Below are 26,093 nucleotides of genomic sequence, written 5' to 3' on the forward strand. Positions count from 1 at the left end.
ATTTATTCTCGCCCATGATGACTGTGGTTTTATATCACCTTTATTTGATTGAAATCAATGTAAAAGCACCCGCCAAAGATGGCTGCAAAAGGCATTTTTAAACTATTTAACGTCTGATGACATGAGTCAGATCACAGAATAACAAAAACAGTAATTTATTGATTTAAATCAATTTAATTATTTAACCGACAATGCCTTCATTTAATTTTAAAAATGGAGCCAAGCCTCTTTTTCTTATGTTATTCGCAACTGACTCCGGCTCTGAAAAACACAATTTAATACTGCTAAAAATGCATACTCATGCGAGCCAAACCAATCAAAAAATAAATTAGATAAACTAATCTGAACGGTGCAATTTTTCTTGTTTGCCCACGCCGATTCGAACTCCTACAATGCGCCTCGCAGTGAGGGCATACCCTTGGATACAGGCCGGTTAATCGGGGTTCACGGTACGTATTCGACCATCATTTTGAACCTGACTATTGGAATCGAAGATGAAAAAGTTTGTTGCTAAAACCATCCGTTACTACAAGCTTTCCTTTGTTCAGCTCTATCAACTGAACCGACTCTGAGAGCTCGCGACGGCTCACCTGTTTATTTTCCGGTCTGTGTCCAGACGCACTCACTGTCTGTGAACATCCATCCTGAATTGTCTTTGCCCACCGCATCCGCCGTGGGCTTTTTTTTGCCCGGATAACAAAAAACCGCCTTATGTGGCGGTTTTTTACTCAAACAGCTGTTTTCTTACTTCTCATCAGGCCGCTGAAGGCCAAAATGAGCATATGCCCGCGTAGTCGCTATCCGCCCTCTTGGGGTACGTTGCAGATAGCCCTGCTGGATCAGATAGGGCTCCAGTACATCCTCAATGGTATCTTTCTCTTCACCGATAGCCGCCGCCAGGTTATCGAGACCCACCGGCCCCCCCATAAACTTGTCTATGACAGCCAACAATAACTTGCGGTCCATAAAATCAAACCCCTCATTATCGACGTCCAGCATGTCCATCGCCCGCGCAGCGATGGGGCCATCGATCCGGCCATCGGATTTGACCTGGGCAAAGTCGCGCACCCGTCTTAACAAGCGGTTAGCAATCCGCGGCGTGCCGCGAGAGCGACGAGCGACCTCAATGGCACCATCTTCTGTCATGTCGAGCCCCAGACAGCGAGCACTGCGGGAGACGATATCGGTGAGATCCTTGACGTTGTAGAACTCGAGGCGTTGCACGATGCCGAAGCGATCCCGCAGCGGGCTGGTGAGAGAGCCGGCCCGGGTGGTAGCACCGATCAGGGTAAAGGGGGGCAGATCGAGCTTGATGGAGCGGGCCGCCGGCCCCTCCCCGATCATGATATCGAGCTGGTAATCCTCCATCGCCGGATAGAGCACCTCTTCCACCACCGGGCTGAGGCGGTGGATCTCGTCGATAAAGAGCACATCGTGTGGTTCGAGGTTGGTGAGCAATGCAGCCAGATCACCCGCTTTCTCCAACACGGGGCCAGAGGTGGTCTTGATGTTGACCCCCATCTCGTTGGCGACGATGTTGGCGAGGGTGGTCTTGCCCAGACCCGGCGGGCCGAAGATCAGCAGGTGATCGAGCGCCTCCCCCCGCTGCCGCGCCGCCTCGATAAAGATCTCCATCTGCTCGCAAACGGCATCCTGACCGGTATAGTCCGCCAGTTTTTTGGGGCGGATGGCACGGTCGATTATGTCGTCCTCACGGGCGGCACTGGACGAAATGAGACGATCTGCTTCAATCATCTGCTACCTCACACCAGACTACGCAGGGATTCGCGGATGATATCTTCCACCGACATGCCATCTTTGGCGATCTTGCTGACGATCTGGCTCGCCTGTTGCGGCTTGTAACCGAGCGCCACCAGGGCGCTGGCCGCCTCTTCCGCGGCATCCGGAGCCCGCAGTTCCGGCTCGCGAGATGGCAAGGTGACCGCTGCCGGGGAGAAGAGATCATGACTGACCCATCCCTTGAGACGATCCTTCATCTCCACCACCAGCCGTTCAGCCGTCTTCTTGCCTACCCCTGGCAGCTTGACCAGTGAGCTTATCTCTTCACGCTCGACACAGATGACAAACTGACTGGCCGTCATACCGGAGAGAATCGCCAGCGCCAGCTTGGGGCCGACCCCGTTGGTCTTGATCAGCTCGCGGAACAGGGCCCGCTCCTGCTTGTGGTTGAAACCATAGAGCAGCTGGGCATCCTCACGCACCACAAAATGGGTGTGGATGGTCGCCTCCTTGCCGATTTCCGGCAAATCATAGAAACAGCTCATTGGCATCTGCACCTCGTAGCCAACGCCACCCACTTCCAGCAAAACCTCGGGGGGCTGCTTCTCAATGACAATGCCTCTCAAGCGACCAATCACGGCTCTCTCCTCACCAGTACAGCAATTCGCAAATTGGCTCATAGCATAAAGAATAACTGGATAAGTATCCAGCATTGCCCTATCGGTGGCCGCTCATCGGAGAAGCATTTTATGCAAGATCCACCATGCTTGATCCTGTGCTTTTTCAGGCACGGGATAACCGGTAGCCGACTCCGCATCTTTGGCAAACATGGCGTTGTCTGATTAGACTTATTCGGCACCTGATAGTGCTATACACCAAGGAAGGCCATCACATGAAGATTGTTACGACCTCAAATCTGGGCCTCACCATATTGCTTGGCTGCACGCTGGGCATGGGGATCGTCGGCTGGTACGGCAGCCAGCGACTGGCCAATCTGCTCTCCTATGTATTGGGGGCAGCCTGGCAAACTGCAGATGGCGCCATGGAAGGCTCCATCGAACTGGGCCACCAGCAACTGCAAATACAGAAGATGCTCAACGGGATCCCGCTCGATAATGGCAAACTGAATTCAGCCAAGGCGGCAACCGATGATGCACTGACGCGGGTGGCCAACGGGCAACTCATCGACCCTTCCGCAGTCAAGATCATGCAGCAGCAGCAGCAGGACTATCGACAGCAGCAAGATGCCTTGTTGGCGCTCTATCGCAGCTATACCGATGTGGATCAATCCTTGCGCGATAATGCCGATCGACTGGCTCGCCTCTCGGAACAGATGGAGGTCATCGGTGATGGGGCCGTGGAAGGCCTGACGCAATCGCCTGATCAACCCATTAGCTGGAATGGCGGTCTGGAAACGCGATGGGAGGCTGCCGATGGCGGTATGGAGGCCAATATCGGCTTCTTGCGTCAACTCTACGCCATGGAAAAGATGCGTAGACTCGGCATCTCGGATGCCATCAAAAAGGAGCTGGAAGAGGCAATCACATTTTATGAGAGTGCCGCCAGCCGGATGCTGGCCACTGGCATGTTCGATGCACAGGGCAGCGGAGAATTCGGCGGCCATACGCTGTCGAGCCAATACCGCGAGCTGCAGGCCCGCCACAAACAGTTGCTGGGCAGCTGGCTAGCGGCCCTCGCCAGTTATCAGACACAACAGGCGACCTATGAGCAAAGCGCAGATCAACTAGCGCAACAGCTGGTCGATGTCGAGGCAAAAGGCGATGCAACCGTGGAAGATCAGATTATCCAGCTCAATGGCATCATCGGCCAGACCAACACTCTGATCCTGGCTGGCCTTGTATTCAGCCTCGTCATCGTCACCCTGTGTGGCTTCTGGCTGACCCGCAAGCTTGTAACCCCACTGCTCCAGGTAAATAAACGCATGGAGGATATAGCCGCAGGCGATGGCGATCTCAACGTGCGCATCAACCTGAAACGGGATGATGAGATCGGATCGCTCGCCAATAGCGTGGATCGCTTTATCGAGAAGCTGCAGAAGATGATCAGCTCGACGATGCACAACAATCAGCACATCAGCGAGCATGTCCATACCTCGGTCAATCGGGTGGAAGCCATCAGCCAGAGCAGCCGCCAGACAGCAGAACACGCGCTGGCTCTGCATCATGACAGTGAAGAGATGGTACAGGTTGCCACCGGTATCTCGGACAACTGCAGCATGGCCGCCCAAAATGCCAATGAAGTACGCCAGCTGACCACCGAGAGCAGCCAGTATGTCGCCTCTGCCAGCGCGGGCATGCAGCGTGTGGTACAGGAGGTGAGCGAGTGCGCCATCGCCATCAACTCCCTCAAGGAGCAGGCGGGGCAGATCGGCCAGATCATCTCCACCATCAGCGGTATCTCGGAGCAAACCAATCTGCTGGCACTCAATGCAGCCATCGAGGCGGCCCGAGCAGGGGAAATGGGGCGGGGTTTTGCAGTGGTGGCTGACGAGGTGCGCACCCTGGCCAACCGCACAGCGGCTTCCAGTGCCGAGATTAGCCAGGTGATTAGCAGCATCCAGCAACAAACCGAGACCGCTTACCTGATGATGCAGCGTAACCTCAAGACGGTGGAAGCGGGTATGCAAGACTCCGAGAACACCAAGCAGATCCTGTTCAAGGTACAAGGAGCCATCGATCAGCTGGCCGATATGGTGCAGCAGGTGGCCGTCGCCACCGGACAGCTGTCACACACCCTCAGCAACTCCTCCGACAAAGTCTCGGGGATCAGCCTACAGGCCAAAACCGGTGAACAGGAGGCACAGGAGTGTCTGCAACTCGCCTCGTCACTGCATCAGGCCAGCCTGCTGCAACAGCGGCTGCTTTCGCAGTTCCGGGTCTGATCCCTCTTAACAACCAAGATGCCACTCCCAGCGAGTGGCATCTTTTTATCTGGATGAGTTACCCCCCTCTGGCCAGTTGCAGCGCCAGGATCAGCATGATGATGCCGACCAGCAAATCGATCCCCTGCTGCACCCTCCCCTTTGCCAGCCAAGGGGCCAGAGCTGCAGCCCCCAGCGCCAGTGAGTAAAACCATACCAGCGAGGCCAGCATGGCACCTGCGGCAAATGCCGGGCGCAAGGACACTGCCACCTGACTGCCCACGGAGCCGAGCAACATCAGGGTATCGAGATAGACATGGGGATTGAGCAGGGTGACGCCCAACGTCATCGCCAGCACGCTTTTGGCCCCCATTTGCTGGGGCGAGTCGGCAAGCCCGACCTGAGCACCACGCCAGGCACTGCGCAGGGAGCGCACGCCGAACCAGGAGAGAAAGAGCACACCGCCCCAAGTCAGCAGCGCCATCCCGATGGGGCTTGCCGAGAGGACAGTAGCACCACCAAATACGCCAATCCCGATCAGGATGAGATCGCAGAAGCTACAGAGCATTGCGGTCAGCAGATGGTGGTTGCGATGAATGCCGCGGCTAAGCACAAAGGCGTTCTGGGCACCAATAGGAATGATCATGGCAAGGCCAAGGGTAAAGCCTTGCAGAGTAGTCGCGAACATGAAAAGCACCGTCTGAAATTGGGAATGAACGGCACTATAGCGGTGAGCTTCTATCCAGAAAAATTCATTAATTTACTGCTTGATTCGATTTGCTAATAGCAACGGACTCAGCCATGCCCCTCTAAATGCAGTTGCAGCTCTCTTGTCAATTACCGGATCTGACAATTGTACCCCCTGAATAGCGGCAGGAGAATTCATCGCTCCCGCCAGGAACAACACTACTGCAGCGATACCGGGTAATGGGTCACGACGACCTGCTCCAGATTGGGTAACAGGATGCCGCTGCTCACGCCCTTGGCAATCGCCTGATAGCGGTTCATGGAGCCGGTTTTACGAGTGACCTGATTGAGATGGTAATTCACCGTGCGCTCGGTGATGCCGAGAATGCAGGCAATTTCGCACGAGGTTTTCCCTTCACTGGCCCAGAAAAGGCACTCGGTTTCACGCTCGGTCAATAGCTCAGGGGCTGGAGCCTCCTGCATGTTATGACGAACGACCCGAATTGCAGCTTCAAAGATGTAGTTGGACATCCAGGAGAGGATGGGCGAGGACTCCAGCAGCAAATCACTTGATGCCCGCTCGGAAGTAATGAAGGAGAGGATTCCGTTCTCTCCGCCTGCGCCATGCAGTGGGAAGGAGAGGCCATTGCGCAGCCCAAATTCGGCTGCCAGCCCCATCATGTTCATGCTCCCTTCCTGCAGAAAACGGGCCCGCTCGTCGAGCCGGTTCCAGTAGATAGGAAGCGTCTGTTTGCGCGCCAGCTGAATAACGGGGTCGCAAGCCAGCATGTTGTTGTCGGTATAAGTCTGTACCCAGGGAGCAGGACACTGATTGAACAGCACAACTTTGGGGCGCTGCATCGACATGGGAATGATCAGGGTAAAGCCATAGTAGTCATACCCCATATCGAGTGCGAACTGACCAATTAATCTGGCCAGACAATCCCCATCAGTCACCGAAGTGAAATGTTCCAGATATTCAAACAGTTGCTCTCGTTGCATGTGCTAGCCCCCTTGGCAGAGCATGTGATTATAACGGCGAATAGAAAGAGAGAGGGGCCACAATGTTGGTTTTCACAGGAAAATTGAGAGATCACCCGCGAAATGAGATAGAGAACGAGCTCTATCGCTTTCGAAATCGCATCTTTTCTGGTCGTCTGGGCTGGGATGTCGAATCATACCGCGGTCTTGAGCGCGATAGCTTCGACTCCCCGGACACCCACTGGGTACTGATCGAAGACAGCGAAGGGATATGCGGCTGTATCCGCATGCTCGACTGCTCTGGTACCTACATGTTGTCCACCATTTTTCCAACTGCGCTGGCTGGCGAATGCCCTCCCGACACACCCGACATCTGGGAGCTGACTCGTCTGGCCATAGATGCCAGCCGTGCACCTCGCATGGAAAATGGCGTCAGCGAACTCACTTTCGTCATTCTTCGCGAAGTTTATGCTTTTGCCAAAGCCAACGGCATCAAGGAGGTGGTTGGCGTCGCCAGTCTGCCTGCTGAGCGTATCTACCGCAGAATGGGCATACCGATGGAACGTCTGGGCCACCGCCAATCCGTGGATCTCGGGGCCGTCAGAGGCGTTGGCCTACGTTTTCACCTCAATGAACACTTTGGCAAAGTCGTCTCGCAAACCCTGCTGGGTCAATACCAGAGCGTCGAGCACAAGGTGGAACAACTGGCTGCTCAGGTATAAAAAATCCCGGGAGCCCGCCCCGGGACAAATGGCTCGCCATGACTCCGCGCCGGGCTGCCAGCGCGACGAGCCCAGTATCTGCTCCAAAAGGCTCCTCTACCACTGTCAGATATCACAGCACCGCCAGAATGGCGCCATCTCTCGCCGTTGTTGTCCCCGGCGCAGTCACGTAGAGTTATGCTCTGCGCCGAGGGGAGGATGAGGGATGAAAGAGCTGGATTACAAACTGCTGCGGGCACTGGATGCCGTGTTGCAGGAGCAGAATTTCGAGCGAGCAGCTAGGTCGCTGCACATCACCCAATCGGCTATCTCTCAACGCATCAAGCAGCTGGAGCAGCAATTTGCCGAACCGCTGCTCATCCGCAGTCAGCCGTTGCAGGCAACCCCACTGGGGGAAAAGCTGCTGGCTCACTATCGTCAGGTGCACCAGCTCGAACTTGAGCTGGCGGGCGAACTGGCCCCCGCCACGCCAAAAGCTCCTATCCGTATCAGCATCGCCGTCAATGCCGATAGCCTGGCCACCTGGTTTCTGCCCGCTATCGCCCCCTTGCTGGAGCAGCATCCCATCGAACTCAATCTGTTGGTGGATGACGAGAGCCGCACCCTCGACAAGGTTCGCGAGGGCCAAGCCTTCGGCGCCGTCAGCCTGAGCCCCCAGCCACTGGCCGGTTGCTGCGTCGATGAGCTGGGCGAAATGAACTATCAGCTTACCGCCAGCCCCGCGTTCGTGGCGCGCCACTTTCCCCAGGGTCTGACCCGGGAGGCGCTGGCCAAGGCTCCGGCAGTGGCCTTCGATCAACGCGACGACATGCATGTCAGCTTCATGGCGCAACACTTCGGGCTGGAGCCCGGCGGTTATCCCTGCCACACGGTTCACTCGTCCGAGGCCTTCGTCGCCATGGCCGAACAGGGCCTGGCCTATTGTCTCATCCCCGAATTGCAGATCAGAGGCCAGCTCGCTGGCGGATCACTGCTCAACCTCAGTCCCGACTATCTCCTGACGGAACGCCTCTACTGGCACCGCTGGGTACTGGAAAAGGGGGTACACAAGCAGCTCTCCCAACGTCTCATTGACCATGCCAGATCGCAGTTGAAACCACGCTGAGCAGGCCATTCATCTTGGCTTTGCAGGGCTAAAAACGTATAGTGCTGGGCGATCCTTCATCAGGTCTCCACCCAGGTTTTCACTTCAGGTTCCTCACTTATGTTCCAAGACAATCCGCTGCTGGCCCAGCTCAAGCAACAAATCCGCGAAAACATCCCCAAGAAAGAGGGTGTTATCCGCGCCTCCGATCGGGGCTTCGGCTTTCTGGAGGTCGATGAGAAGACCAGCTATTTCGTGCCGCCTCCCTACATGAAGAAGGTGATGCACGGTGACCGGGTGAGCGCCCTGATCCGCACCGAAAAAGAGAAGGAAGTGGCCGAGCCGGATGCCCTGCTGGAGCAGTCCGTCACCCGCTTCGTGGCCCGGGTCAAGATGTTCCGCGACCGCCTCAACGTGGTCGCCGACCACCCGCTGATCAAGGATGCCATCAAGGCCCGCGTCAAGAAGGGTCTGGATGAGAAAGAGTTCAAGGAAGGGGACTGGGTGGTCGCCACCCTCAAACGCCATGCGCTGGTTGACGGCAACTTCTCTGCCGAGATCATCCAGAAGATCGCCGCTCAGGAAGATCACAACGTGCCCTGGTGGGTGGTGCTGGCGCGCCACAACCTGGCCCAGGTCGAACCGGCTGATCTGCCGGAGTGGAAGGTGATCGAAGAGGAGGAGCTGCCCCGTCGTGACCTGACCAAGGTGCCTTTCTTCACCATCGACGGTGCCAAGACCAAGGACATGGACGATGCGCTGGCCATCACCAAGCTGGATAACGGCTGGGAGCTGCTGGTCGCCATCGCCGACCCGACCGCCTATGTGGCCGAAGGGAGCGAGCTGGACAAGGAGGCCGCCCAGCGCGCCTTCACCGTATACATGCCGGGCCGCAACGTACCCATGATCCCGCGCACCCTCTCCGACGAGCTCTGCTCCCTGAAGGAGGGCGAGGAGCGCAACACCCTGTGCGCCCGTCTGCTCATCGCCGAAGATGGTCTGCTGCTGGAAGAGACCGAGTTCTTCGCCGCCCGCATCAGCTCCCACGCCCGTCTCAACTATGACGACGTCTCCGACTGGGCGGAGCATGGCAAAGAGCTGGTCATCGACGCCGGCGTGCAGGCCCAGCTGCCGCTGATGAAGGCCATGACCGAAGCGCGCATCAAGTGGCGCACCGAACATGCGCTGGTATTCCCGGATCGTCCCGACTACGACTTCGAGCTGGGCGAGAATGGCGAAGTGCTGGCTATCCACGTCGAGCCACGCCGCATCGCCAACCGCATGGTGGAAGAGTCGATGATCGCCGCCAACATCTGCGCCGGTCGCGTGCTGGGCAAGAGCGTCGGTTACGGCATCTTCAACGTTCACACCGGCTTTGACGAAGAGTCCCTCGACGGCGCCATCGACCTGCTGAAGAGTGCCGAAGCCCCGTTCGAGCGCGACGAGATCGCCAGCCTCTCCGGCTTCTGTGCCCTGCGCCGCTGGATCGACAACCTCGACACCCGCTGGCTGGATGGCAAGATCCGCCGTTTCCAGAGCTATGCGCTGATGTCCTCCGAGCCGGGCGCCCACTACGGCCTGGGTCTGGATGCCTACGCCACCTGGACGTCACCTATTCGCAAGTACGGCGATATGGTCAACCATCGTCTGCTCAAAGCCGTTATCGCCGGCAAGACCCCGGGCGAGCGCCCGAGCACCGAACTCACCGAGCATCTGACCGCCTGCCGCCGTCTGCACCGCATGGTGGAGCGCGACATCGGCGACTGGCTCTATGTCCGTTATCTGAAAGCCGCCGCGGGCACCGATCAGGTGTTCAACGCCGAGATCATCGACGTGATGCGTGCCGGTCTCAAGCTGCGTCTGCAGGAGAACGGCGCCGTGGTCTTCATGCCTGCCCGTCATATCCTCGACAACAAGGATCGACTGGAGTGCAACTGGGACAACGGCCGCGTCTATCTGGACAAGACCGAGGTGGTCTACGAGCTCGGCCAGATCATCGAGGTGAAGCTGACCGAAGCGGTGGAAGAGACCCGTTCTCTCATCGCCAAACCGGCGGTAGATCTGGTACCGGGCGCAGCACCGGAAGCGCCGGTCGCCGAGAACAGTGCTGATAACGCCGCGGCACCGGCCGATGAAGCCGGCAAGGCGGAATAAATCCCCCTCTCCAGAGCCCGCCACTGTGCGGGCTCTTCTTTTCATAATCCTTCAAATCTCCCTGCCAACCGGCCACTGATTGCTGTTACCCGTAACAGTTAATAGCCCCATGCAAAGCCCGTCATCACGCACCATAAAAGGAGCCAAAATCTGGGCTCTGGATCTCCATTTTGACATTTCAATCAATAAATTAAACGGACTCTATATATACTCGCGGGGTTAGACCCAAAGGGATATTGGCATGCAGGAATGGGATCCGGAACACTTCACCAACTTTGCCCAGTTATGCGAAGTCAGCCTCGCTACCATTCGTGACAAGACAGATGCCGACTACCTCTATCTCTGGCTGAAATCCCCCGAACCGAAACTCTATCGCTTCCAGCTGGAGCAGGGGCTGACGACGCTCGATCTCACCCATCTGGATGCGTTGCCCCTGCCCCACACCTTGATCGACAAGGCGATTCATCAGGGCCAGCTGATGATCGAGCCGGTTCACCAGCCTCCGGACGAGCGGGATGAATCGGAGCCCCAGCCTCCTCGTCTGCGCGCCTGCTTCCCCCTCAAACGTCACTTGAAGCTGGAAGGGGTCATCTACCTCGAAACCCACCGCCGGATCGATCGCCTCTCCCGCCATCAGCGTCAGGGGATCCAGCTGCTGATCCACTACCTGACCGCCGAACTGAGCAACCATCTGCTCGCAGATCAGGTTGATCAGGAGCGGGACCAGCGACTGCATACCCAGACAGATCTGGTGCAGAGTCAGGCGCTGCAGGGCTCCTTCCTCACCATGCTGCAGGCACTGCACATGGTCAGCGTCACCCTTTCCCGCAGCCGCAGCGAGAACCAGTTACTGCGTGATGCCGTGCTGCTGGCACGCAAGGAGCTGCAATTTGACCGGGTTGCCATCTTTCTCATTGAGCCCGACGGCAAGACCATGCGCGGCACCTGGGGCACCAGTGAAGAGGGAGAGCTGGTCGACGAACACGACTTTGTCAGCCCTATCCCGGATCACCCCACGGTGCAGGAGGCGCTCAAGCGCAAGGATTACGTGCTGGTGCTGGAAGATACCCCTCTCTACTACGAGAAACAGCAGGTGGGACAGGGCTGGAACGCCATGGTATCGCTCTGGGATGGCGCCATCCCCATCGGCTGGATTGCCGCCGACAACCTGCTGTGGCACCGTCCGCTCAAAGCCTATCAGAGCGAGATCTTCAAACAGTACGCCGCCATCCTGTCACAACTGCTGATCCGCCAGCGCACCCAGGAGCAGCTGGAGCGGCTCAATCGCGAGCTGGAGGAGCGGGTCGCCGAGCGCACCATGCAACTGGCCGAGACCAACCGTGCGCTGGAAGAGGCCAACCGGCGCCTCTCCCTGCTTTCCCTAGAAGATCCCCTCACCGGCATCGCCAACCGGCGCCAGTGGGATATCACCATGCAACGGGAGTGGGAGTGGGCAAGACGCACCCAGAGCCTGCTGGCCGTACTGATGATCGATGTGGACGAATTCAAGGGTTACAACGATCACTTTGGTCACGCCAAGGGGGATGAGTGCCTCCAGCAGGTGGCCCGGGTGCTACAGGAAGCGGAGCGCCGCCGCACCAATCTGGTGGCTCGCTATGGCGGGGAGGAGTTCGTCATCCTGCTCTGCGCGCCACAACCTGGTGAAGCGGAGCAGCTGGCGGAGCGGATTCACGAGGGGCTCGCCCGCCTGCACCTGCCACATCCCGCATCCCGAGTTGCTGATTTCATTACGGTTAGCATAGGCTTTAGCTATCTGGTTCCCTCCCAGGACGAGGCATGGCAGAGCCTGACCGAACAGGCCGACCAGGCGCTCTACCACGCCAAATCAGAAGGGAGGGCCCGCACACTGGCTTATCGGTGATCCCATGCTGTTGCGTCGCTATCCCATCTTCAACCGTCGCCTGGCTCTGGTGGCCTACGGCATCGACTATCAGTTCAGCTCACCGGCCGAATGGCCCGCACTGGCCCAACATAGCCACCTGCTGGCGCAGGGGCGCCAATATCTGCTCCCCTTCAACCACGAACAGCTCGATGAGCAACGCCCCCTGCTGTTTGCTCAGGAGACCATCCCGCTGGTCGAGGCATCCAGCGAACGGCTACCCACCTCCTTTCCGGTGCTGGAACAGTGGCGCGACAGCCGGCGCAGACTCGCCGTGCATGGCGCCCAGCGCGATGCCCGCTGGCTCGGTGCCAGCCGCCTGCTGGTATTCTGGACGGGCGAAGAGGGGATCTGTCAGCCCACCGATCACAAGCGGATGGCGCTCAACGTCGAGGCGTGGCAGGACTTTCTCCCCTTGCGGGAGGCGGGGGTCGATTTCTTCGCCGGCGGCTTTCTCGCCCGTCCCGAGCTGGTCAACCAGCGCGCCCAGCAGCCCGACATGGCGCTGGTGCAGCAGATCCTCCAGCTCATCTGCCACGAAGAGTTCTCGTTTGCCCAGGTCGCCCGCCTGCTGGAGCAGGATGCCTGGCTGCCGGGCCTGCTGCTCACCTATGTCAACGCCCCCGGTTTCGATCACGCGACCCCCATCACCTCGGTGCCCCGCGCCCTCTCCTATCTGGGGGAGCAGGAGATCCGCAAATTCGTGCTGATCAACGGGCTGGCCCGGGCCAGCCAGCATATGCCCGAAGCCTGTACCCGGATGGCCATCGCTCGCGGCCGCTTCTGCGAGCTCATCGCCCTCACTGCGCTCGGTAAAGCCGACGCCAGCTGGGCCTTTCTGGTCGGGCTGGTGCAGGATGCCTCCCTGCTGTCGGAGGAGATGAAGCGCCACCTGCCCACGAACGTCAAACGGGCCATCGAGCTGCGCGAAGGGCCGCTGTTTCATCTGTTCCAGCTGGTCAACACCTACGAGCAGGGCAACTGGGCTCTGCTGGCACAGCTGGCCCCGCACTATCAGCTCAATCCGGCCAAGCTCACCCCCATCTATTTTCAGGCACAAATGTGGGGGCAAGCGTTTCTCACCAGCTAGGTGATGGCGAGGCGGGGAGCCACTGGCTAGAATGGGCTCCCTTTTTTCAGAGACAGACCCCGCACCATGACCCTTTCCGGATTCCAAGGCCTGGTCTTTGACCTTGATGGCACTTTGGTTGACTCCATGCCGCTGCACCTCGCCGCCTGGGAGCACACCGCCCGCGAGTTTGGCTTTCGCTTCGATGCCGACTGGTTCTATGAACTGGGTGGCATGCCGAGCCGCAAGATCGCGCTGCTGGTCGCCGAAGAGCAGCAGATCCCCCTCGATCCGCTCGAGGTGACCCGCTGCAAGACCGCCCACTATGCAGCCAACCTGCACAAGGCAACAGTGTTTCCGGCCATGCAGACACTGCTCGATCGCTATCACGGCACCATCCCGATGGGAATTGGCACCGGCTCACCCCGGGTCAATGCCGAAGCGGTGCTGCGCAATACCGGGCTGGATCGCTACTTTCAGGTGGTGGTGACAGCCGACGACGTGGAGCTGCACAAGCCCAATCCAGACACCTTCCTGCTGGTCGCCAGCAAGCTGGGGGTCGCACCGTCAGGCTGTCTGGTGTTTGAAGATACCGGGATCGGCGTACAAGCGGGCGAGGCTGCCGGGATGCAGACCTGCATGGTCAAAGAGGGTAAACCGGTAGGGATCGACTTCTGATGAGGTGAAAGTTATCGCCCTGGCAGGGCGATAACGGGAGTCCGCGCTCATACGGGACAGGATGGAGAATGAGCGGAACTCCCGTCAGCCGTTGACGCAGCAGGCGGTCAACGGACAGGCAGTGACGTACGATTACTCGTTGTTGCCGCCGCCCTGATTGTCGTCATAGCGACCCGGCGCACCGTGGGGACGCGGCGCCATGGAGACACGCGGCTTGCGAGCACGCTGGATGTTTACCTGCGGACGGCCGGTGTGCATGGCGATGGTGGAGATCTTGGCCTTGTAGACCAGCTGCTGGTTGCCGTGTGCATCGGTCAGCAGCACGCTGTACTGGTCAAACCCGCTGATGGTGCCCTCCAGCTTGATGCCGCTCACCAGGAAAATGGCGACCTGACTGCGGTTTTTACGCAACCAGTTGAGGGCAGAATCTTGCCCGTTCCCGAGGGAGAAGGCTTGCTCAATCGTGGAGTAGCTTGGGGATTCAGTTGTCATAAATTATTGTCCCGCGGAAAAAAAGTGGCGTTTGATTGTGCTAAATGGCCACTGGCTTGTCAAAGTCATTCTCACACACCGCCCCGCAAATCGCACCGCCGCAGGACTGGTCGCTGACCGGTACAACTGCGATAATCGCCCCTCTGGTTCTCTCGCGAGCCTAATCTGGGGTTTTATCTTGCATCCGGTTTCACACCAACACCATACCACCTACGTTCATGACGACACCGCCTGCGAAGAGTGTGACCTGCTGATCCCGGCCACACCGCTGGCGGTGGGCGAAGCCAGCCACTGCCCCCGCTGCGGTCACACCCTGAGCCAGCATCTGCCACAGCAGGAGCTGCGTCCCATCTCCTACGGGTTTGCGGCGCTCATCATGTTCGTGCTCTCCAACTCCTTTACCTTCATGTCCTTCTCGGCCAAGGGGATCGGGCAGGAGATGACCTTTCTCCAGTGCATCTCGACTCTGGTGGACGAAGGGTATCTGTTTCTCAGCGCCGTACTCAGCATCACCCTGATCGGTCTGCCGCTGGTCTATATCGGCTCCATCATGCTGGTACTGTGGCGCCTCGACAAAGACCTGCACAGCCACGCCCTGCGCTCTCTCGGCCGCCTGCTCTGCCGTATCAAGCCCTGGCTGATGGTGGATGTCTTTCTGGTGGGGGTGCTCATCTCGCTGGTCAAGCTGATGGGGATGGCCGACATCCAGATGGGCCTCTCGTTCTGGGCCTTCGTCGGCTACACCATCCTGCTCATCAAGACCATCTCGTCGCTGGATCGGATGTGGCTCTGGCAACGGCTGTTCGGCCCGACCGAGCAGCGTGAGCTCGACCCCGAAGCGGGCGCCATGGCATCGGGTCTGGTGGGCTGCCATATCTGCGGCGCCCTGAGCGAGGCGGGCAGCCACAGCTGCCAGCGCTGCGGCGGCAAGTTGCATGCCCGCAAACCGGGCGGACTGAACCGCACCTGGGCCCTGCTCATCACCTCGGCCATTCTCTACATCCCGGCCAACGTCTACCCCATCATGGACACCGTCTTTCTCGGCGATGACAGCCCCTCCACCATCCTCGGCGGCGTGGTGCTGCTCTGGGCGATGGGCTCCTACCCCATCGCAGCCGTCATCTTCTTTGCCAGCGTGGTAGTCCCGCTGGTGAAGATCCTGGCGCTGTTCTGGCTCTGCTACATGGTGCAGAGCGGCCATGCCGAGTCGCCGCTCGGCAAGCTCAAGCTCTATCGCATGACCGAATTTGTCGGACGCTGGTCGATGATCGACGTCTTCGTGGTGGCCATCCTGGCGGGCCTGATCCGGCTCGACAACCTGATGACCATCTACCCCGGCCCTGCGGCCGTCGCATTTGCAGGCGTGGTGCTGATCACCATGGTCGCCGCCATGAGCTTCGACTCGCGCCTGATCTGGGATTTACAACAAGGAGAACGCGAACGTGAGTGAGCGTAAAACAAGGTGGAAACCGGGCTCTGACTTTCTGAGCTCCGCCGCCGCAATCTGGATGGTGCCTCTGCTGGCGCTGTTCATCGGTCTCTGGATGCTGTTTCAGCACTGGTACTCCCAGGGCCCGAGCTTCACCCTGACAGTCGCCACCGCCGAAGGCATAGTGGCAGGCAAGACGGAGATCCGCTCGCGCGAGGTCACCGTCGGCCGCATCGATGCCGTCCAGCTGAGCGATGACTACAGCCACGCCGTGCTCAAGGGGCGCCTGACCAACGACGCCGCCAGCATGCTGCGCGGCGACAGCAAGTTCTGGGTGGTCAAGCCCAGGGTCGGCCGTGAAGGGGTATCGGGTCTCAGCACCCTGCTCTCCGGCGCCTATATCGAGCTCTCCCCCGGCAAGAAAGGGAAGGCACGCGACGAGTACGCAATGCTCGACAAGCCGCCGCTCTCCTCCATCAATGCCAAGGGGCTGCGCCTCTCCCTCTCCAGCCGTGAAGCCAAGGCGCTTGGCGAGGGCTCGCCCATCAACTACCAGGGCTTCACCATAGGTCAGGTAGAAGAGGCGAAGTTCCTGCCCGAGAAGCGGGAGATGCAGTATCAGATCTTCATCAACGCTCCCTACGACATTCTGGTGAGCAGCAACTCCCGCTTCTGGCTGACCCCGGGCTTCGAGGTCTCCATGAGCAGCGAAGGGATGAAGGTGAAGATGGATTCGCTGGAGAGCCTGATCGACGGCGGCATCACCATGGGCCTGCCTGCCGGCTGGTCACCGGGTGATCCGGTCAAGCAGCACGACGAGTTCACCCTGTTCCAGGATGAGGCGAGCGTGCTGGCCGGTAGTCTGGATCAGTTCATCGACTACGTCTTCCTGTTCGACGACAACGTGGCGGGTCTCCATCCTGGCGCGGCGGTGCAGTATCGCGGCATCCGGGTCGGCACCGTCATCTCGGCGCCCTACATGATCGAGGAGAAGGGGGTTCGCATCTTCCAGAACCGCCAGATCCCGGTACTGGCCCGCATCGAGGTACAGCGTCTCTCCCACCGTTATGCCAAGGCGGAGAAAGATCAGTGGCGCGCCCTGTTCAGCAAACAGTTCAAGGAGGGGTTGCGGGCCAGCCTCAAGACCTCGAGTCTGCTGACCGGCGGCAAGATCATCGATCTCAACTTCTACCCCACGGCGCCCCGCTTTGATCAGGTCAAGCTGGCCGGCTATCAGGTCTTCCCGACCGTGCAGGGCGGGCTGGATCAGATCGAGCGCAAGGTGAACCTGATCCTCGACAAGTTTGTCGACATGGATATGGCCACCACCCTGACCAAGGTCAACAGCTCGCTCTCGACGCTGGATGGCACCCTGAAGAACATCAGTGCGGTCAGCGCCAATCTGGACAAGCTCACCGCCAAGGACTCCACCCAGCAGCTGCCGGCGTCGCTCAACGAGAGCCTCAAGCAGTTGCAGGAGACCCTTCAGGCCTATGATGCCCAGTCGCAAACCAATCAGGATCTGCGTCAGTCGGTGCAGACCCTCAACCAGCTGATGCGCGAGCTGCAGCCGCTGGTGCACTCTCTCAACGAGCAGCCGAGTTCGCTGATCTTCGATCGCGTCCGTCCCCGGTGCCCTGAACCCAAGCGAGGCACACCATGAAAAAGTTCATCCTGACGCTGGCGCTGACCGGCCTGCTGGCCGGGTGCAGTGGCACCCAGCCCGCGCTGCACTACTACTCCCTCGCCGCCGACAGCCAGCAACCGGCAGCGGCGCCGGTTACCCCGCAGCACCAGCTGGTGCTGCGCCCCATCGCGCTGGCGGGCCAGCTCGACCGGATCAGTCTGGTCTATCAGCTGGAGGGGCAGGAGCTCCACTTCACCGAGTACCACCGCTGGGCCGGTTCGCTCGACGATCAGCTCAACCAGCTCACCCTCAACGGCCTCTCCACCCGCCTGCCGGGCTGGGTCGTTCGTCAGGATGGCGGCCGCAAGGGCCCGGTGCTGACCATTCTGGTCGAGCGCTTTCAGGGTCGTCACGATGGCCGCGCCGTGCTGAGCGGGCGCTGGCGCCTGCTGGCGGAAGATGGCTCGGTACTGCGCGAAGCCCCCTTCAATCAGGTGCGGGTACTGCCGGCCGATGGCTACAACGCGCTGGTCAGCGAGCTGGGTCTGGGCTGGCAACAGCTGCTCGACCAGATTGCCGACGAGGTACGCAAGCAGGGCTGAACACCGCAAGCTGCGAGCATCAGATAAAAAAAACGACGCCAGTTGGCGTCGTTTTTTTATGGGCGCAAGTCAGAGGCGACTTATGCCTTGGCGGGCAGGCTCAGGCGAGCAACAGCTTCGACGTGCATGGCGTGGAGGAGGAACATGTCAATCGCTCCGCGCCAATGTCCGATTACGCTTTCGCTGGCAGGCTCAGGCGAGCGACAGCTTCGACGTGCATGGAGTGCGGGAACATATCGACCGGCTGCACCTCGTCCAGCACGAAGCCCTGCTTGACCAGCCAGGCGAGATCGCGGGCCAGGGTCTGCGGGTTGCAGGAGACATAGACCAGACGACGGGGCGCCATGGCCACCAGGGTCTGCAATACGGCCTTGTCACAGCCTTTGCGCGGCGGATCCATCACCACCACGTCGGCGCTCACCCCTTCGGCGTGCAGGGCAGGCATCAGCTGCTCCGCCTTGCCGACGTGGAACTCGGTCTGCTCGATGCCGTTGAGGGCCGCATTGCGACGGGCATCGCTGATGGCGCTCTCGACCGACTCGATCCCCACTACCTTGGCGGCCTTGCCGGCCAGGAACAGGGAGATGGTGCCGATACCGCAATAGATGTCGAACACCGTCTCGTTGCCGGTCAGCTCGCAATACTCCAGCGCCTTGGAGTAGAGCACGTCGGTCTGGCTCGGGTTGTTCTGGAAGAAGGAGAGCGGCGAGATCTCGAATTCGAGCTCGTGGATCTTGTCGCGGATCACCCCGCTGCCCAGCAGCACCCGGTTGTTATCGCCCAGAATGCGGTTGGTGCGCGCCTCGTTGATGTTCTGCACCAGGGTAGTGATCGGCAGATCCTGCAGGGCCGCCAGCAGCTCGGCTTCGAACGGCAGCTCCTCGCTCAGGGTCACCAGCACCACCATCAGCTCGCCGCTCTTGAAGCCCTTGCGGGTCATCAGGTTGCGCACACAGCCGGTGTGGTTCACCTCGTCATAGGCTTTGATCTCGTGTGCGCGCATCCAGTTGCGCACCCGGGCGTTCAGCTCCACATGCAGCGAGTCCTGCACCGCACAATCATCGGCGGTGATGAGGTCGTGGGAGTGCTTGCGATAAAAACCGATCTCGGCACCGGCGTCACAGCCGCGCACCGCGTACTGCGCCTTGTTGCGATAGGCGAACGGGGTCTCCATGCCGAGGATGGGATTGACCACGGCCTCACCCAGCCCGACCTGTTCCAGGGCGCTCTGCACCAGACTCTGCTTGAGCTTGAGCTGGGCCGGATAGGCCAGCGGGCGCACCTGACAGCCACCGCACTCGGTGTTGGGGCAGAAGTCGGCTACCCGGTCGGCGGAGGGCTGGAGCAGCTCGGCGACCTTGCCGTGCAGGTAGTTGGGCTTCACCTCGGTCAGTTCGACCAACGCCTGCTCACCCGGCAGCAGACCTTCGACAAACAGGGGGCGGTCGAACAGGCGTCCTTTGCCATCTCCTTTGTCGGTCAGTTCCAGGATCTCGATCTGGTGTTGATGTCCCACTAGCGGCATGAGCGGCTCCAAAAGTACAAATAAAGAGGGGGCGACGGGGCCGGTTTGGCCGACCCGTCACGAAAAGGTGGCAGAGTTTAGCGGAGATCCGGCCAAATTGCAGGCATTAAAAGCCCAATGGTTGTGGTACTACCCGCCCCGCTTTTGCAGCCCGGCCAAATGGCCCGTGGGCGAGGCCCCGCCAGCCCCCGTTCCCGCGGGTTGCGGCAAGATTTGCATCGTCAGGATCGGCCAGTCCCCCTGGCGAGCTATCAGTGGCACGCTGCGGCCCGTTGCAGGGACAAACCGCGCGGTATAAATAAAATTTATGGATTTTGCCAAAATGGCCAAACCTTTACTTATACCAAGCCAATTGCAACCACATGCGCCTCCGGCAAGCCGGTGATGGCCAGCCGGGCATCCCCTCCGATCCGGACAAGATGGCCAGCCCGCGCCGCCCTTTCGCGGCTGCGGCAAATTTAGCCCTTGGGCCGCAACGCCCAGCCTGTTAAAATTCCGCCCTTGAAATTATCCTGGGCCCCGCGCCCGTTCTAGCTAAGGTCTACCGCGATGCGTACCAGCCAATATCTGCTTTCCACTCTCAAGGAAACCCCCTCCGACGCTGAAGTTGTCAGCCACCAGCTGATGCTGCGCGCCGGGATGATCCGTAAACTGGCCTCCGGCATGTATGCCTGGTTGCCAACCGGTCTGCGGGTACTGAAGAAAATCGAGAACATTGTTCGCGAAGAGATGAACAATGCTGGTGCCATCGAAGTATCCATGCCGGTGGTGCAGCCCGCCGAGCTGTGGCAGGAGTCCGGCCGCTGGGATGACTACGGTCCCGAGCTGTGCCGCCTGACCGACCGTCACAACCGTCCCTTCGTGCTGGGCCCGACCCACGAAGAGGTGATCACTGCGCTGGTGCGTTACGAAGTGAACAGCTACAAGCAGCTGCCGCTCAACCTCTACCAGATCCAGACCAAGTTCCGCGACGAAGTGCGCCCCCGTTTCGGCGTGATGCGTGGCCGCGAATTCCTGATGAAGGATGCCTACTCCTTCCATATCGACAAAGAGTCTCTGGTCGATACCTACGAGAAGATGCACGCTGCCTACTGCAAGGCGTTCACCCGCATGGGTCTGAACTTCCGTCCGGTGCAGGCCGATACCGGCTCCATCGGTGGTACCGGTTCCCACGAATTCCAGGTGCTGGCCGAGAGCGGTGAAGACTTGATCGCCTTCTCCGATACATCAGATTACGCCGCCAACATCGAGATGGCCGAAGCGCTGGCACCGGCCGGCGAGCGCGCTGCCGCCACTGCTGCCCTGACCAAGGTTGCCACCCCGAACGTCCACACCATCGACGAAGTGGCTGCCTTCCTGAACGTGGCGCCGACCGCCATCGCCAAGACTCTGCTGGTACTGGGCGAAGAGGATGAAGCTGGCAAGCAGGCCGTCATCGCGCTGGTACTGCGTGGCGACCACGAGCTGAACGAAATCAAGGCCGAGAAACTCTCTGGCGTAGCCAACCCGCTCACCTTCGCCAACGACGAGCAGATCAAAGCGGCCGCCGGTTGCGACGCAGGCTCCATCGGCCCGGTCGGCTTTGCCGGTCGCATCATCGTCGATCGCAGCGCCGCCCATCTGGCGGACTTCGTCTGCGGCGCCAACGAGACCGGTTTCCACCTGACTGGTGCCAACTGGGATCGCGACATCACCGCTTACGAAGTTGCCGACCTGCGCAACGTAGTAGAAGGCGACCCGAGCCCGTGCGGCCAGGGCAAGCTGCTGCTCAAGCGCGGTATCGAAGTGGGCCACATCTTCCAGCTGGGTACCAAGTACTCCGAAGCGATGAAGGCGAGCGTGCTGAACGAAGGCGGCAAGTCCGTCACCATGGAGATGGGTTGCTACGGTATCGGGGTTTCCCGTCTGGTGGCTGCCGCCATCGAGCAGAACAACGACCAGTACGGCATCATCTGGCCGGACGCCATCGCCCCGTTCGAAGTGGCCATCGTGCCGATGAACATGCACAAGTCCGTGCGCGTTGCCGAGCTGGCCGAGCAGTTCTACGCCGAGCTGAAAGCGGCCGGTGTGGATGTACTGTTCGATGACCGTAAAGAGCGCCCGGGCGTGATGTTCGCCGACATGGAGCTGCTGGGCGTGCCGCACGGCATCGTCATCGGCGAGCGCGGCATGGACAACGGCGTGGTCGAGTACAAGTGCCGCCGCACCGGCGAGAAGCAGGAAGTGGCCATCAGCGACATCGTCGCCATGATCAAGGCCAAACTGGGCCGCTAAGCCCACCCTCTTCCCGATATAAAAAAGCGCGCCCGATGGCGCGCTTTTTGTTTGTCTTCTCTTCTAAAGCAAAGAGGATTGCCGCAAGGAGCCTACTCGTTGCGACCGATAAAGAGATCGGTCACGTGGCAGCTGCTACGCGCCGCCAATGCATCGAGCATGTAGGCGGCGGCATCTTCCGGGGTCATGAAACGAGTCGGGTCAACGTGATCCGAGTTGTCCCAGAAGGCGCTGCGGATCCCGCTCGGGTAGAGGTTCACCAGCCGCAGCGGCGAGCCTTTCAGCTCGGCGCGCAACGACTCCAGAAAGCCGCGCATCCCCCATTTGGAGGCGCAGTAGAGACTCTCGTTGGCCTTGCCCACCTGAGCGGCAGAGGAGAGCACGTTGGCCAGCACCCCGCCTTTCTCGCCGATAAGGCGCACCGTCTGCTGGGCCACCAGTATGGTGGAGACAAGATTGCTCTCCACCACACTGCGGATCTGCTCGGCGGTGTAGATGCCGACCGGGCCGAACTCGCCAACCCCGGCGCAGTGGATCACCATCTCGGGCAGGCCGCCCCACTCGACGGCGGCGGCAAAGGCCATCTCCACCTCTTCGTGGTGCGCGAGATCGGCGGCAATGCCGATCACCGCCTGACCGAGCTGATCTTCCTGCTCCTGCAGCTTCTCGTAACGGCGCCCCATCATGGCAACCCGATGGCCCCGCTCAACCAGCCCTGCGGTCAAGGCGCGGCCCAGACCGGAACCAGCCCCCGTCACTATGATGTAGCCCATTACTTCTCCTTGTCGTCAGACGCTCAGATTAGAAGGTGAATTCGCCGCCCATGAACCAGCCGTCGATACGCTGGTCGACGTTGTCGAAGTCCACATTGGCTTCACGCCAGCCGGCGCGCAGCTTCACCGGCATGTTGGAGAACTTGTAGGAAGCGCCCAGACGGTAGTCATAGTTGTCCACGTCGTGAGTACGCAGATCACCGAAGAAGGCGAAACCTGTGTTCGGGATGTAGAGTTCGCTGCCGGCGTAGGCCATCACGGTGTCCTTGTCGTAGCCCTTGCGACCGTAGGAGGTCAGCTCGCCATCGTAGTAACGACCGGTCAGACCCAGATCGATCTTGAACAGATCGTTGTTGAACAGACGGTAGTAGAGGTTCAGATCGTAGGCAGTCAGCTCGTTCTTGAAGGCGCCGCCGGAGGTGCTGAAGTCGGAGATCTCAAACTTGGCGTTCGGCAGGAAAATGATGCCGTGTTCCAGCTGCAGGTAGCCGTTCCAGTTGTAGTGATCGTCATAGTTGGTGCTGGCACCATAAACCTGACCACTGCCCTGGGCGTTCCATACGTCGGCACCGGCGGCGAAACGCCAGTCATTGGCGGCCATGGCACCCTGGCTGCACAGGGCAAACAGAACACCGGCAATCAGCGTCTTTTTCATCACTTCACTTCCTCTTGCATACATGGAAAGAGCGCTATTTTACCCGGTGCAGCCAAAATACCCAGTCTCAAATCTGAACAAGCGACGACAAATGTCAGTGTTTCATATGCTTCATGTTCATCCCCGCCATCGGCTCGATCGGTTTGACCGGCAGGGAGAGCTCCAGCTTCTCGCCATCATCCATGGTCAGGGTGAGCGGCATCGGAGTTTTTTCGGAGAGCGCGCCAATCTCGAACAGCATGATGTGGAAGCTGCCGGGCTTGAGCGCAACCTCACCCTTGGCCGGGATCTCGATGCTCTCGACCTGACGCATCTTCATCACGCCATTCTCGTGCAGGTGGGTGTGCAGCTCGGCGCGACCCGCCGCAGGAGAGGCTGCCGCCACCAGCTTGACCGGTTTGTCGGCATCGTTCTTGAGCACCATGAAGGCGGCGGTGTTGGGAGAGCCCGGCGGCAGCAAACGCACATAGCCGTCAACCGCATCCACCTTGGCCAGCGCGGGAGCCGTCATGCCAAGCACCAGCAGAGAATAAAACGCACGTTTAAACATGGTTGAAATCCTTTTATGATGTTGTTAAACGGCTCCAAGGTTACTCCGGCAGTAACCTTTGTGCACCCTTCAATAACAAGGATTTAGACATGGCCCCCATTCTCGTCGCCGAGCAGCAGGATGGCTTGCTCACCCTGACGCTCAACCGCCCCGACAAGCGCAATGCCCTCAATACCGCCCTCTATCAGCAGCTGGTGAGCGCCCTGCAGCAGGCGGCAAACGATGAGGAGGTGCACGCCCTGCTGCTGCAGGGACAGAGCGACTGCTTTACCGCGGGCAATGATCTGGCCGATTTTGTCGGCAAGAGCTCGCTGGAACCCGACGATCCCATCCTGCAGTTCCTCCACACCCTGGCCGATTTCCCCAAGCCGGTGATTGCGGCGGTCGGCGGCCCGGCGGTGGGGATCGGTACCACCATCCTGCTCCACTGCGATCTGGTCTATCTGGCGGATAACGCCCGCCTGCAACTCCCCTTCGTCGAGCTGGGGCTGGTGCCGGAGTTCGCCTCCAGCCTGCTGCTGCCGCGCATGGTGGGTCACCTCAAGGCAGCGGAGCTGTTGCTGCTGGCCGAGGCAATCGATGCCGACGAGGCGCTGCGGCTCGGACTCGCCAACAAGGTGGTGGCCGCCGATGCCCTGCTCCCCTTTGCCCGCGAGCAGGGGCTCAAGCTGGCAGCCAAGGCGCCCAGGGCGGTGCAAAAGAGCAAAGCGCTTATGAAACAGGAGCTCAAACAGGCGGTCCACTTCGTCATCGATCTGGAGGCGCGCGCCTTCGCCCAGGCGCTGCAAGGGGAAGAGGCGCAGCAGCGCATCGCTCAAAAGCTCAAACGCCGCAGCTAAGATCGACGCCTGTCAGTTGAGGCGAAAGCGGCCGATCAGTTCGCAGCCCTGCACCTTGTCCTGCAACTGGATCAGTTTGGCTATTTCGGGGTTGGGGTGGCGCTTCAAGAAGGCGAGCAGGGCGCCGCGGCAGCAGCCCAGCTCGCTGATCAGCGCCTCGCACTCCCGGTTGGGGCACTGCGGCACCAGCGCCGTCACCAGCTCGGAGGCGAGCTTGAGATAACGCAGCTCGTAGGCGGGCTCATCCATCGCCCGCCAGAAATCGGCCAGCCGGTGGCAGGTAGCGACCCGCATGCTGGCCAGCTCGGCAAGCGCTACCTCGCTCATCTCGTAGACATCCCCCAGCGCCTGCTGATAGAAACACACGGCGGCCCCCAGCGAACCGGACTGCCACGACCGCTCCGCCTCCAGCATGTAACGCTGCCAACTCTCTGGTGTCATCTCACTCCCCCTTGCTATTCATCAGGGTGATCCATGATGGCTAATTGAGAATAAATATCAACCAGATGGTTAGTGCAGGATCTCTCCATTCTGCTTGGCAAATCGCCATTATTACCCTTATGATCGCGCCGATTTCCCATATCAGGGCCAACCCCGAATGCGACCCCGTCTGCCCCAAATGCTGGGCTGCTCACTGCTCTGCGTGCCCCGCATGCTGGTCTGGATCTATTAGCTGCGCTCCATCGAACGCAACCAATTAAATCCATTCAACAAAGGAGTACCAGGATGAAAACCTGCCAGCACTGGTCACAGGTCGAATACCTGCATCTGACGGTCAGCAACCCCAACATCCGCCTCAAGGGGCAACACAGCTACTACTCGGGTGCCTGGGATGGCCCCTTCGAACAGGAGGTAGTGCGCTACCTCTATGGCGACAGCTTCAGCCGCCATCCCGATACCGGCTGGGAGCCGCTCTGGCATGTCGACCAGCTCCATATCGGTGACTACGTGCAGATCGCCGCCGGGGTGAAGATCATCATGGGCGGTAACCACACCCACAATACCGCCTTCATCAGCACCTATCCGTTTGCTGATCTGGAGGCGCTAAAGCGCAGCTACCGCCCTGCCGGCGATACCCGCATCGGCAACGATGTCTGGATCGGCATGGAGGCGATGATCATGCCCGGCGTCACCATCGGCGATGGCGCCATCATCGCCGCCCGGGCGCTGGTCACCAAAGATGTGCCGCCCTACGCCATGGTGGCGGGCACGCCAGCGGCCATAGTGCGGATGCGCTTCACCGAGAGCGAGATAGCCAGGCTGCAGGCCCTCGCCTGGTGGGATTGGCCGGACGAACAGGTCAATGCCCTGTTGCCACTGATCCAGCAGGGCGAGGTGACCCTGCTCGAACAAGCTGCCGCCACCTGGCAGAGCCAGGCTTCAACGCCAGATGCGACACCATAACGCACAGACTGGTATAAAAAGAGGGCG

23 protein-coding genes are annotated in these 26,093 nt (G+C 59.8%); 13 read left to right on the top strand and 10 right to left on the bottom strand.

What is annotated here, in order from left to right; all coding sequences use genetic code 11:
- Nucleotides 1-744 precede the first annotated feature (744 nt).
- Nucleotides 745-1,755 (bottom strand): Holliday junction branch migration DNA helicase RuvB, encoded by a 1,011-nt coding sequence (gene ruvB, locus WE862_RS00795; protein WP_033115129.1) that lies wholly within the window; start codon nucleotides 1,753-1,755, stop codon nucleotides 745-747.
- A gap of 8 nt (nucleotides 1,756-1,763) precedes the next feature.
- Nucleotides 1,764-2,378 carry a Holliday junction branch migration protein RuvA gene (ruvA, locus tag WE862_RS00800; protein WP_041209185.1) on the bottom strand — a complete coding sequence of 205 codons (615 nt, stop codon included), beginning with the start codon at nucleotides 2,376-2,378 and terminating at the stop codon, nucleotides 1,764-1,766.
- Nucleotides 2,379-2,632: 254 nt separating this feature from the next.
- Here ruvA and WE862_RS00805 point away from each other — a divergent pair, with 254 nt between their 5' ends.
- Complete coding sequence (locus WE862_RS00805; RefSeq protein WP_042032558.1) at nucleotides 2,633-4,642, top strand: methyl-accepting chemotaxis protein; 2,010 nt, start codon at nucleotides 2,633-2,635, stop codon at nucleotides 4,640-4,642.
- Nucleotides 4,643-4,700: 58 nt separating this feature from the next.
- Here WE862_RS00805 and lysE read toward each other — a convergent pair whose 3' ends face one another.
- Nucleotides 4,701-5,309 (bottom strand): L-lysine exporter, encoded by a 609-nt coding sequence (lysE, locus tag WE862_RS00810; RefSeq protein ID WP_042032560.1) that lies wholly within the window; start codon nucleotides 5,307-5,309, stop codon nucleotides 4,701-4,703.
- A 218-nt stretch (nucleotides 5,310-5,527) separates the two neighbouring features.
- A complete protein-coding gene (locus tag WE862_RS00815; protein ID WP_042032561.1) occupies nucleotides 5,528-6,310 on the bottom strand; it encodes a LuxR family transcriptional regulator in 783 nt (260 codons plus the stop codon).
- A gap of 62 nt (nucleotides 6,311-6,372) precedes the next feature.
- Between WE862_RS00815 and WE862_RS00820 the strand changes: the two genes are divergently transcribed.
- From WE862_RS00820 to WE862_RS00845, 6 genes are all read left to right on the top strand, one after another.
- Entirely contained in the window at nucleotides 6,373-7,011 is a 639-nt protein-coding gene (locus WE862_RS00820) for an acyl-homoserine-lactone synthase (RefSeq protein WP_042032563.1), read from the top strand.
- Nucleotides 7,012-7,216: 205 nt separating this feature from the next.
- Nucleotides 7,217-8,116: a LysR family transcriptional regulator ArgP gene (locus tag WE862_RS00825; protein ID WP_198493465.1), complete on the top strand. Its 900-nt coding sequence runs from the start codon at nucleotides 7,217-7,219 to the stop codon at nucleotides 8,114-8,116.
- Between the two features lie 99 nt (nucleotides 8,117-8,215).
- Entirely contained in the window at nucleotides 8,216-10,249 is a 2,034-nt protein-coding gene (locus WE862_RS00830; RefSeq protein ID WP_339058685.1) for an exoribonuclease II, read from the top strand.
- Between the two features lie 241 nt (nucleotides 10,250-10,490).
- Nucleotides 10,491-12,131, top strand: coding sequence for a GGDEF domain-containing protein (locus tag WE862_RS00835; protein ID WP_042032570.1), 1,641 nt, complete (start codon nucleotides 10,491-10,493; stop codon nucleotides 12,129-12,131).
- 4 nt (nucleotides 12,132-12,135) lie between these two features.
- Nucleotides 12,136-13,239: an EAL and HDOD domain-containing protein gene (locus WE862_RS00840; RefSeq protein WP_042032573.1), complete on the top strand. Its 1,104-nt coding sequence runs from the start codon at nucleotides 12,136-12,138 to the stop codon at nucleotides 13,237-13,239.
- Nucleotides 13,240-13,305: 66 nt separating this feature from the next.
- Nucleotides 13,306-13,896 carry an HAD family hydrolase gene (locus tag WE862_RS00845; RefSeq protein ID WP_042032575.1) on the top strand — a complete coding sequence of 197 codons (591 nt, stop codon included), beginning with the start codon at nucleotides 13,306-13,308 and terminating at the stop codon, nucleotides 13,894-13,896.
- A gap of 132 nt (nucleotides 13,897-14,028) precedes the next feature.
- Here the strand turns inward: WE862_RS00845 and hfq are convergent, their stop codons facing one another.
- The gene (hfq, locus tag WE862_RS00850; RefSeq protein ID WP_005335772.1) at nucleotides 14,029-14,388 is read right to left on the bottom strand and encodes an RNA chaperone Hfq; all 360 of its coding nucleotides are present in this window, start codon (nucleotides 14,386-14,388) and stop codon (nucleotides 14,029-14,031) included.
- Nucleotides 14,389-14,566: 178 nt separating this feature from the next.
- Between hfq and WE862_RS00855 the strand changes: the two genes are divergently transcribed.
- Genes WE862_RS00855 through WE862_RS00865 form a run of 3 tightly spaced genes read left to right on the top strand, consistent with a single transcriptional unit; the run spans nucleotide 14,567 to nucleotide 18,046 of the window.
- Nucleotides 14,567-15,838: a paraquat-inducible protein A gene (locus WE862_RS00855; RefSeq protein ID WP_042032577.1), complete on the top strand. Its 1,272-nt coding sequence runs from the start codon at nucleotides 14,567-14,569 to the stop codon at nucleotides 15,836-15,838.
- Nucleotides 15,831-17,480 carry an intermembrane transport protein PqiB gene (gene pqiB, locus WE862_RS00860; RefSeq protein ID WP_339058686.1) on the top strand — a complete coding sequence of 550 codons (1,650 nt, stop codon included), beginning with the start codon at nucleotides 15,831-15,833 and terminating at the stop codon, nucleotides 17,478-17,480. The genes WE862_RS00855 and pqiB overlap by 8 nt, the downstream gene beginning before the upstream one ends.
- A complete protein-coding gene (locus WE862_RS00865) occupies nucleotides 17,477-18,046 on the top strand; it encodes a PqiC family protein (RefSeq protein WP_042032581.1) in 570 nt (189 codons plus the stop codon). The genes pqiB and WE862_RS00865 overlap by 4 nt, the downstream gene beginning before the upstream one ends.
- A gap of 172 nt (nucleotides 18,047-18,218) precedes the next feature.
- Here the strand turns inward: WE862_RS00865 and rlmD are convergent, their stop codons facing one another.
- Entirely contained in the window at nucleotides 18,219-19,571 is a 1,353-nt protein-coding gene (gene rlmD, locus WE862_RS00870; protein WP_042032584.1) for a 23S rRNA (uracil(1939)-C(5))-methyltransferase RlmD, read from the bottom strand.
- 549 nt (nucleotides 19,572-20,120) lie between these two features.
- Between rlmD and WE862_RS00875 the strand changes: the two genes are divergently transcribed.
- On the top strand, nucleotides 20,121-21,845 hold the full coding sequence (locus WE862_RS00875; protein WP_042032585.1) for a proline--tRNA ligase: 1,725 nt from the start codon (nucleotides 20,121-20,123) through the stop codon (nucleotides 21,843-21,845).
- A 92-nt stretch (nucleotides 21,846-21,937) separates the two neighbouring features.
- On the opposite strand, the gene WE862_RS00880 is transcribed toward WE862_RS00875, so the two are convergent.
- From WE862_RS00880 to WE862_RS00890, 3 genes are all read right to left on the bottom strand, one after another.
- Nucleotides 21,938-22,618 (bottom strand): SDR family oxidoreductase, encoded by a 681-nt coding sequence (locus WE862_RS00880; RefSeq protein ID WP_042032586.1) that lies wholly within the window; start codon nucleotides 22,616-22,618, stop codon nucleotides 21,938-21,940.
- A gap of 28 nt (nucleotides 22,619-22,646) precedes the next feature.
- Entirely contained in the window at nucleotides 22,647-23,273 is a 627-nt protein-coding gene (locus tag WE862_RS00885) for a TIGR04219 family outer membrane beta-barrel protein (RefSeq protein WP_033115111.1), read from the bottom strand.
- Between the two features lie 94 nt (nucleotides 23,274-23,367).
- On the bottom strand, nucleotides 23,368-23,823 hold the full coding sequence (locus WE862_RS00890) for a copper chaperone PCu(A)C (protein WP_042032588.1): 456 nt from the start codon (nucleotides 23,821-23,823) through the stop codon (nucleotides 23,368-23,370).
- Nucleotides 23,824-23,912: 89 nt separating this feature from the next.
- Here WE862_RS00890 and WE862_RS00895 point away from each other — a divergent pair, with 89 nt between their 5' ends.
- Nucleotides 23,913-24,662, top strand: a complete 750-nt coding sequence (locus WE862_RS00895) for an enoyl-CoA hydratase-related protein (RefSeq protein ID WP_042032589.1) — start codon at nucleotides 23,913-23,915, stop codon at nucleotides 24,660-24,662.
- Between the two features lie 12 nt (nucleotides 24,663-24,674).
- Here WE862_RS00895 and WE862_RS00900 read toward each other — a convergent pair whose 3' ends face one another.
- Complete coding sequence (locus WE862_RS00900; protein ID WP_042032590.1) at nucleotides 24,675-25,103, bottom strand: DUF2753 family protein; 429 nt, start codon at nucleotides 25,101-25,103, stop codon at nucleotides 24,675-24,677.
- 285 nt (nucleotides 25,104-25,388) lie between these two features.
- Between WE862_RS00900 and WE862_RS00905 the strand changes: the two genes are divergently transcribed.
- Nucleotides 25,389-26,066, top strand: coding sequence for a CatB-related O-acetyltransferase (locus WE862_RS00905; RefSeq protein WP_042032592.1), 678 nt, complete (start codon nucleotides 25,389-25,391; stop codon nucleotides 26,064-26,066).
- The last annotated feature ends 27 nt before the right edge of the window (nucleotides 26,067-26,093 follow it).

This window comes from Aeromonas jandaei (genome assembly GCF_037890695.1).
Taxonomy (GTDB): domain Bacteria; phylum Pseudomonadota; class Gammaproteobacteria; order Enterobacterales; family Aeromonadaceae; genus Aeromonas; species Aeromonas jandaei.

Bases quoted from the DNA above. Each gene is read 5' to 3' on its own strand.
- WE862_RS00865 (WP_042032581.1), top strand. From the start codon at position 17,477: ATGAAAAAGTTCATCCTGACGCTGGCGCTGACCGGCCTGCTGGCCGGG.
- WE862_RS00845 (WP_042032575.1), top strand. From the start codon at position 13,306: ATGACCCTTTCCGGATTCCAAGGCCTGGTCTTTGACCTTGATGGCACT.
- WE862_RS00895 (WP_042032589.1), top strand. From the start codon at position 23,913: ATGGCCCCCATTCTCGTCGCCGAGCAGCAGGATGGCTTGCTCACCCTG.
- WE862_RS00820 (WP_042032563.1), top strand. From the start codon at position 6,373: ATGTTGGTTTTCACAGGAAAATTGAGAGATCACCCGCGAAATGAGATA.
- WE862_RS00835 (WP_042032570.1), top strand. From the start codon at position 10,491: ATGCAGGAATGGGATCCGGAACACTTCACCAACTTTGCCCAGTTATGC.
- WE862_RS00805 (WP_042032558.1), top strand. From the start codon at position 2,633: ATGAAGATTGTTACGACCTCAAATCTGGGCCTCACCATATTGCTTGGC.
- ruvB (WP_033115129.1), bottom strand. From the start codon at position 1,755: ATGATTGAAGCAGATCGTCTCATTTCGTCCAGTGCCGCCCGTGAGGAC.
- WE862_RS00900 (WP_042032590.1), bottom strand. From the start codon at position 25,103: ATGACACCAGAGAGTTGGCAGCGTTACATGCTGGAGGCGGAGCGGTCG.
- lysE (WP_042032560.1), bottom strand. From the start codon at position 5,309: ATGTTCGCGACTACTCTGCAAGGCTTTACCCTTGGCCTTGCCATGATC.
- WE862_RS00815 (WP_042032561.1), bottom strand. From the start codon at position 6,310: ATGCAACGAGAGCAACTGTTTGAATATCTGGAACATTTCACTTCGGTG.
- WE862_RS00880 (WP_042032586.1), bottom strand. From the start codon at position 22,618: ATGGGCTACATCATAGTGACGGGGGCTGGTTCCGGTCTGGGCCGCGCC.
- WE862_RS00890 (WP_042032588.1), bottom strand. From the start codon at position 23,823: ATGTTTAAACGTGCGTTTTATTCTCTGCTGGTGCTTGGCATGACGGCT.
- WE862_RS00830 (WP_339058685.1), top strand. From the start codon at position 8,216: ATGTTCCAAGACAATCCGCTGCTGGCCCAGCTCAAGCAACAAATCCGC.
- WE862_RS00825 (WP_198493465.1), top strand. From the start codon at position 7,217: ATGAAAGAGCTGGATTACAAACTGCTGCGGGCACTGGATGCCGTGTTG.
- hfq (WP_005335772.1), bottom strand. From the start codon at position 14,388: ATGACAACTGAATCCCCAAGCTACTCCACGATTGAGCAAGCCTTCTCC.
- WE862_RS00885 (WP_033115111.1), bottom strand. From the start codon at position 23,273: ATGAAAAAGACGCTGATTGCCGGTGTTCTGTTTGCCCTGTGCAGCCAG.
- WE862_RS00875 (WP_042032585.1), top strand. From the start codon at position 20,121: ATGCGTACCAGCCAATATCTGCTTTCCACTCTCAAGGAAACCCCCTCC.
- WE862_RS00905 (WP_042032592.1), top strand. From the start codon at position 25,389: ATGAAAACCTGCCAGCACTGGTCACAGGTCGAATACCTGCATCTGACG.
- WE862_RS00840 (WP_042032573.1), top strand. From the start codon at position 12,136: ATGCTGTTGCGTCGCTATCCCATCTTCAACCGTCGCCTGGCTCTGGTG.
- rlmD (WP_042032584.1), bottom strand. From the start codon at position 19,571: ATGCCGCTAGTGGGACATCAACACCAGATCGAGATCCTGGAACTGACC.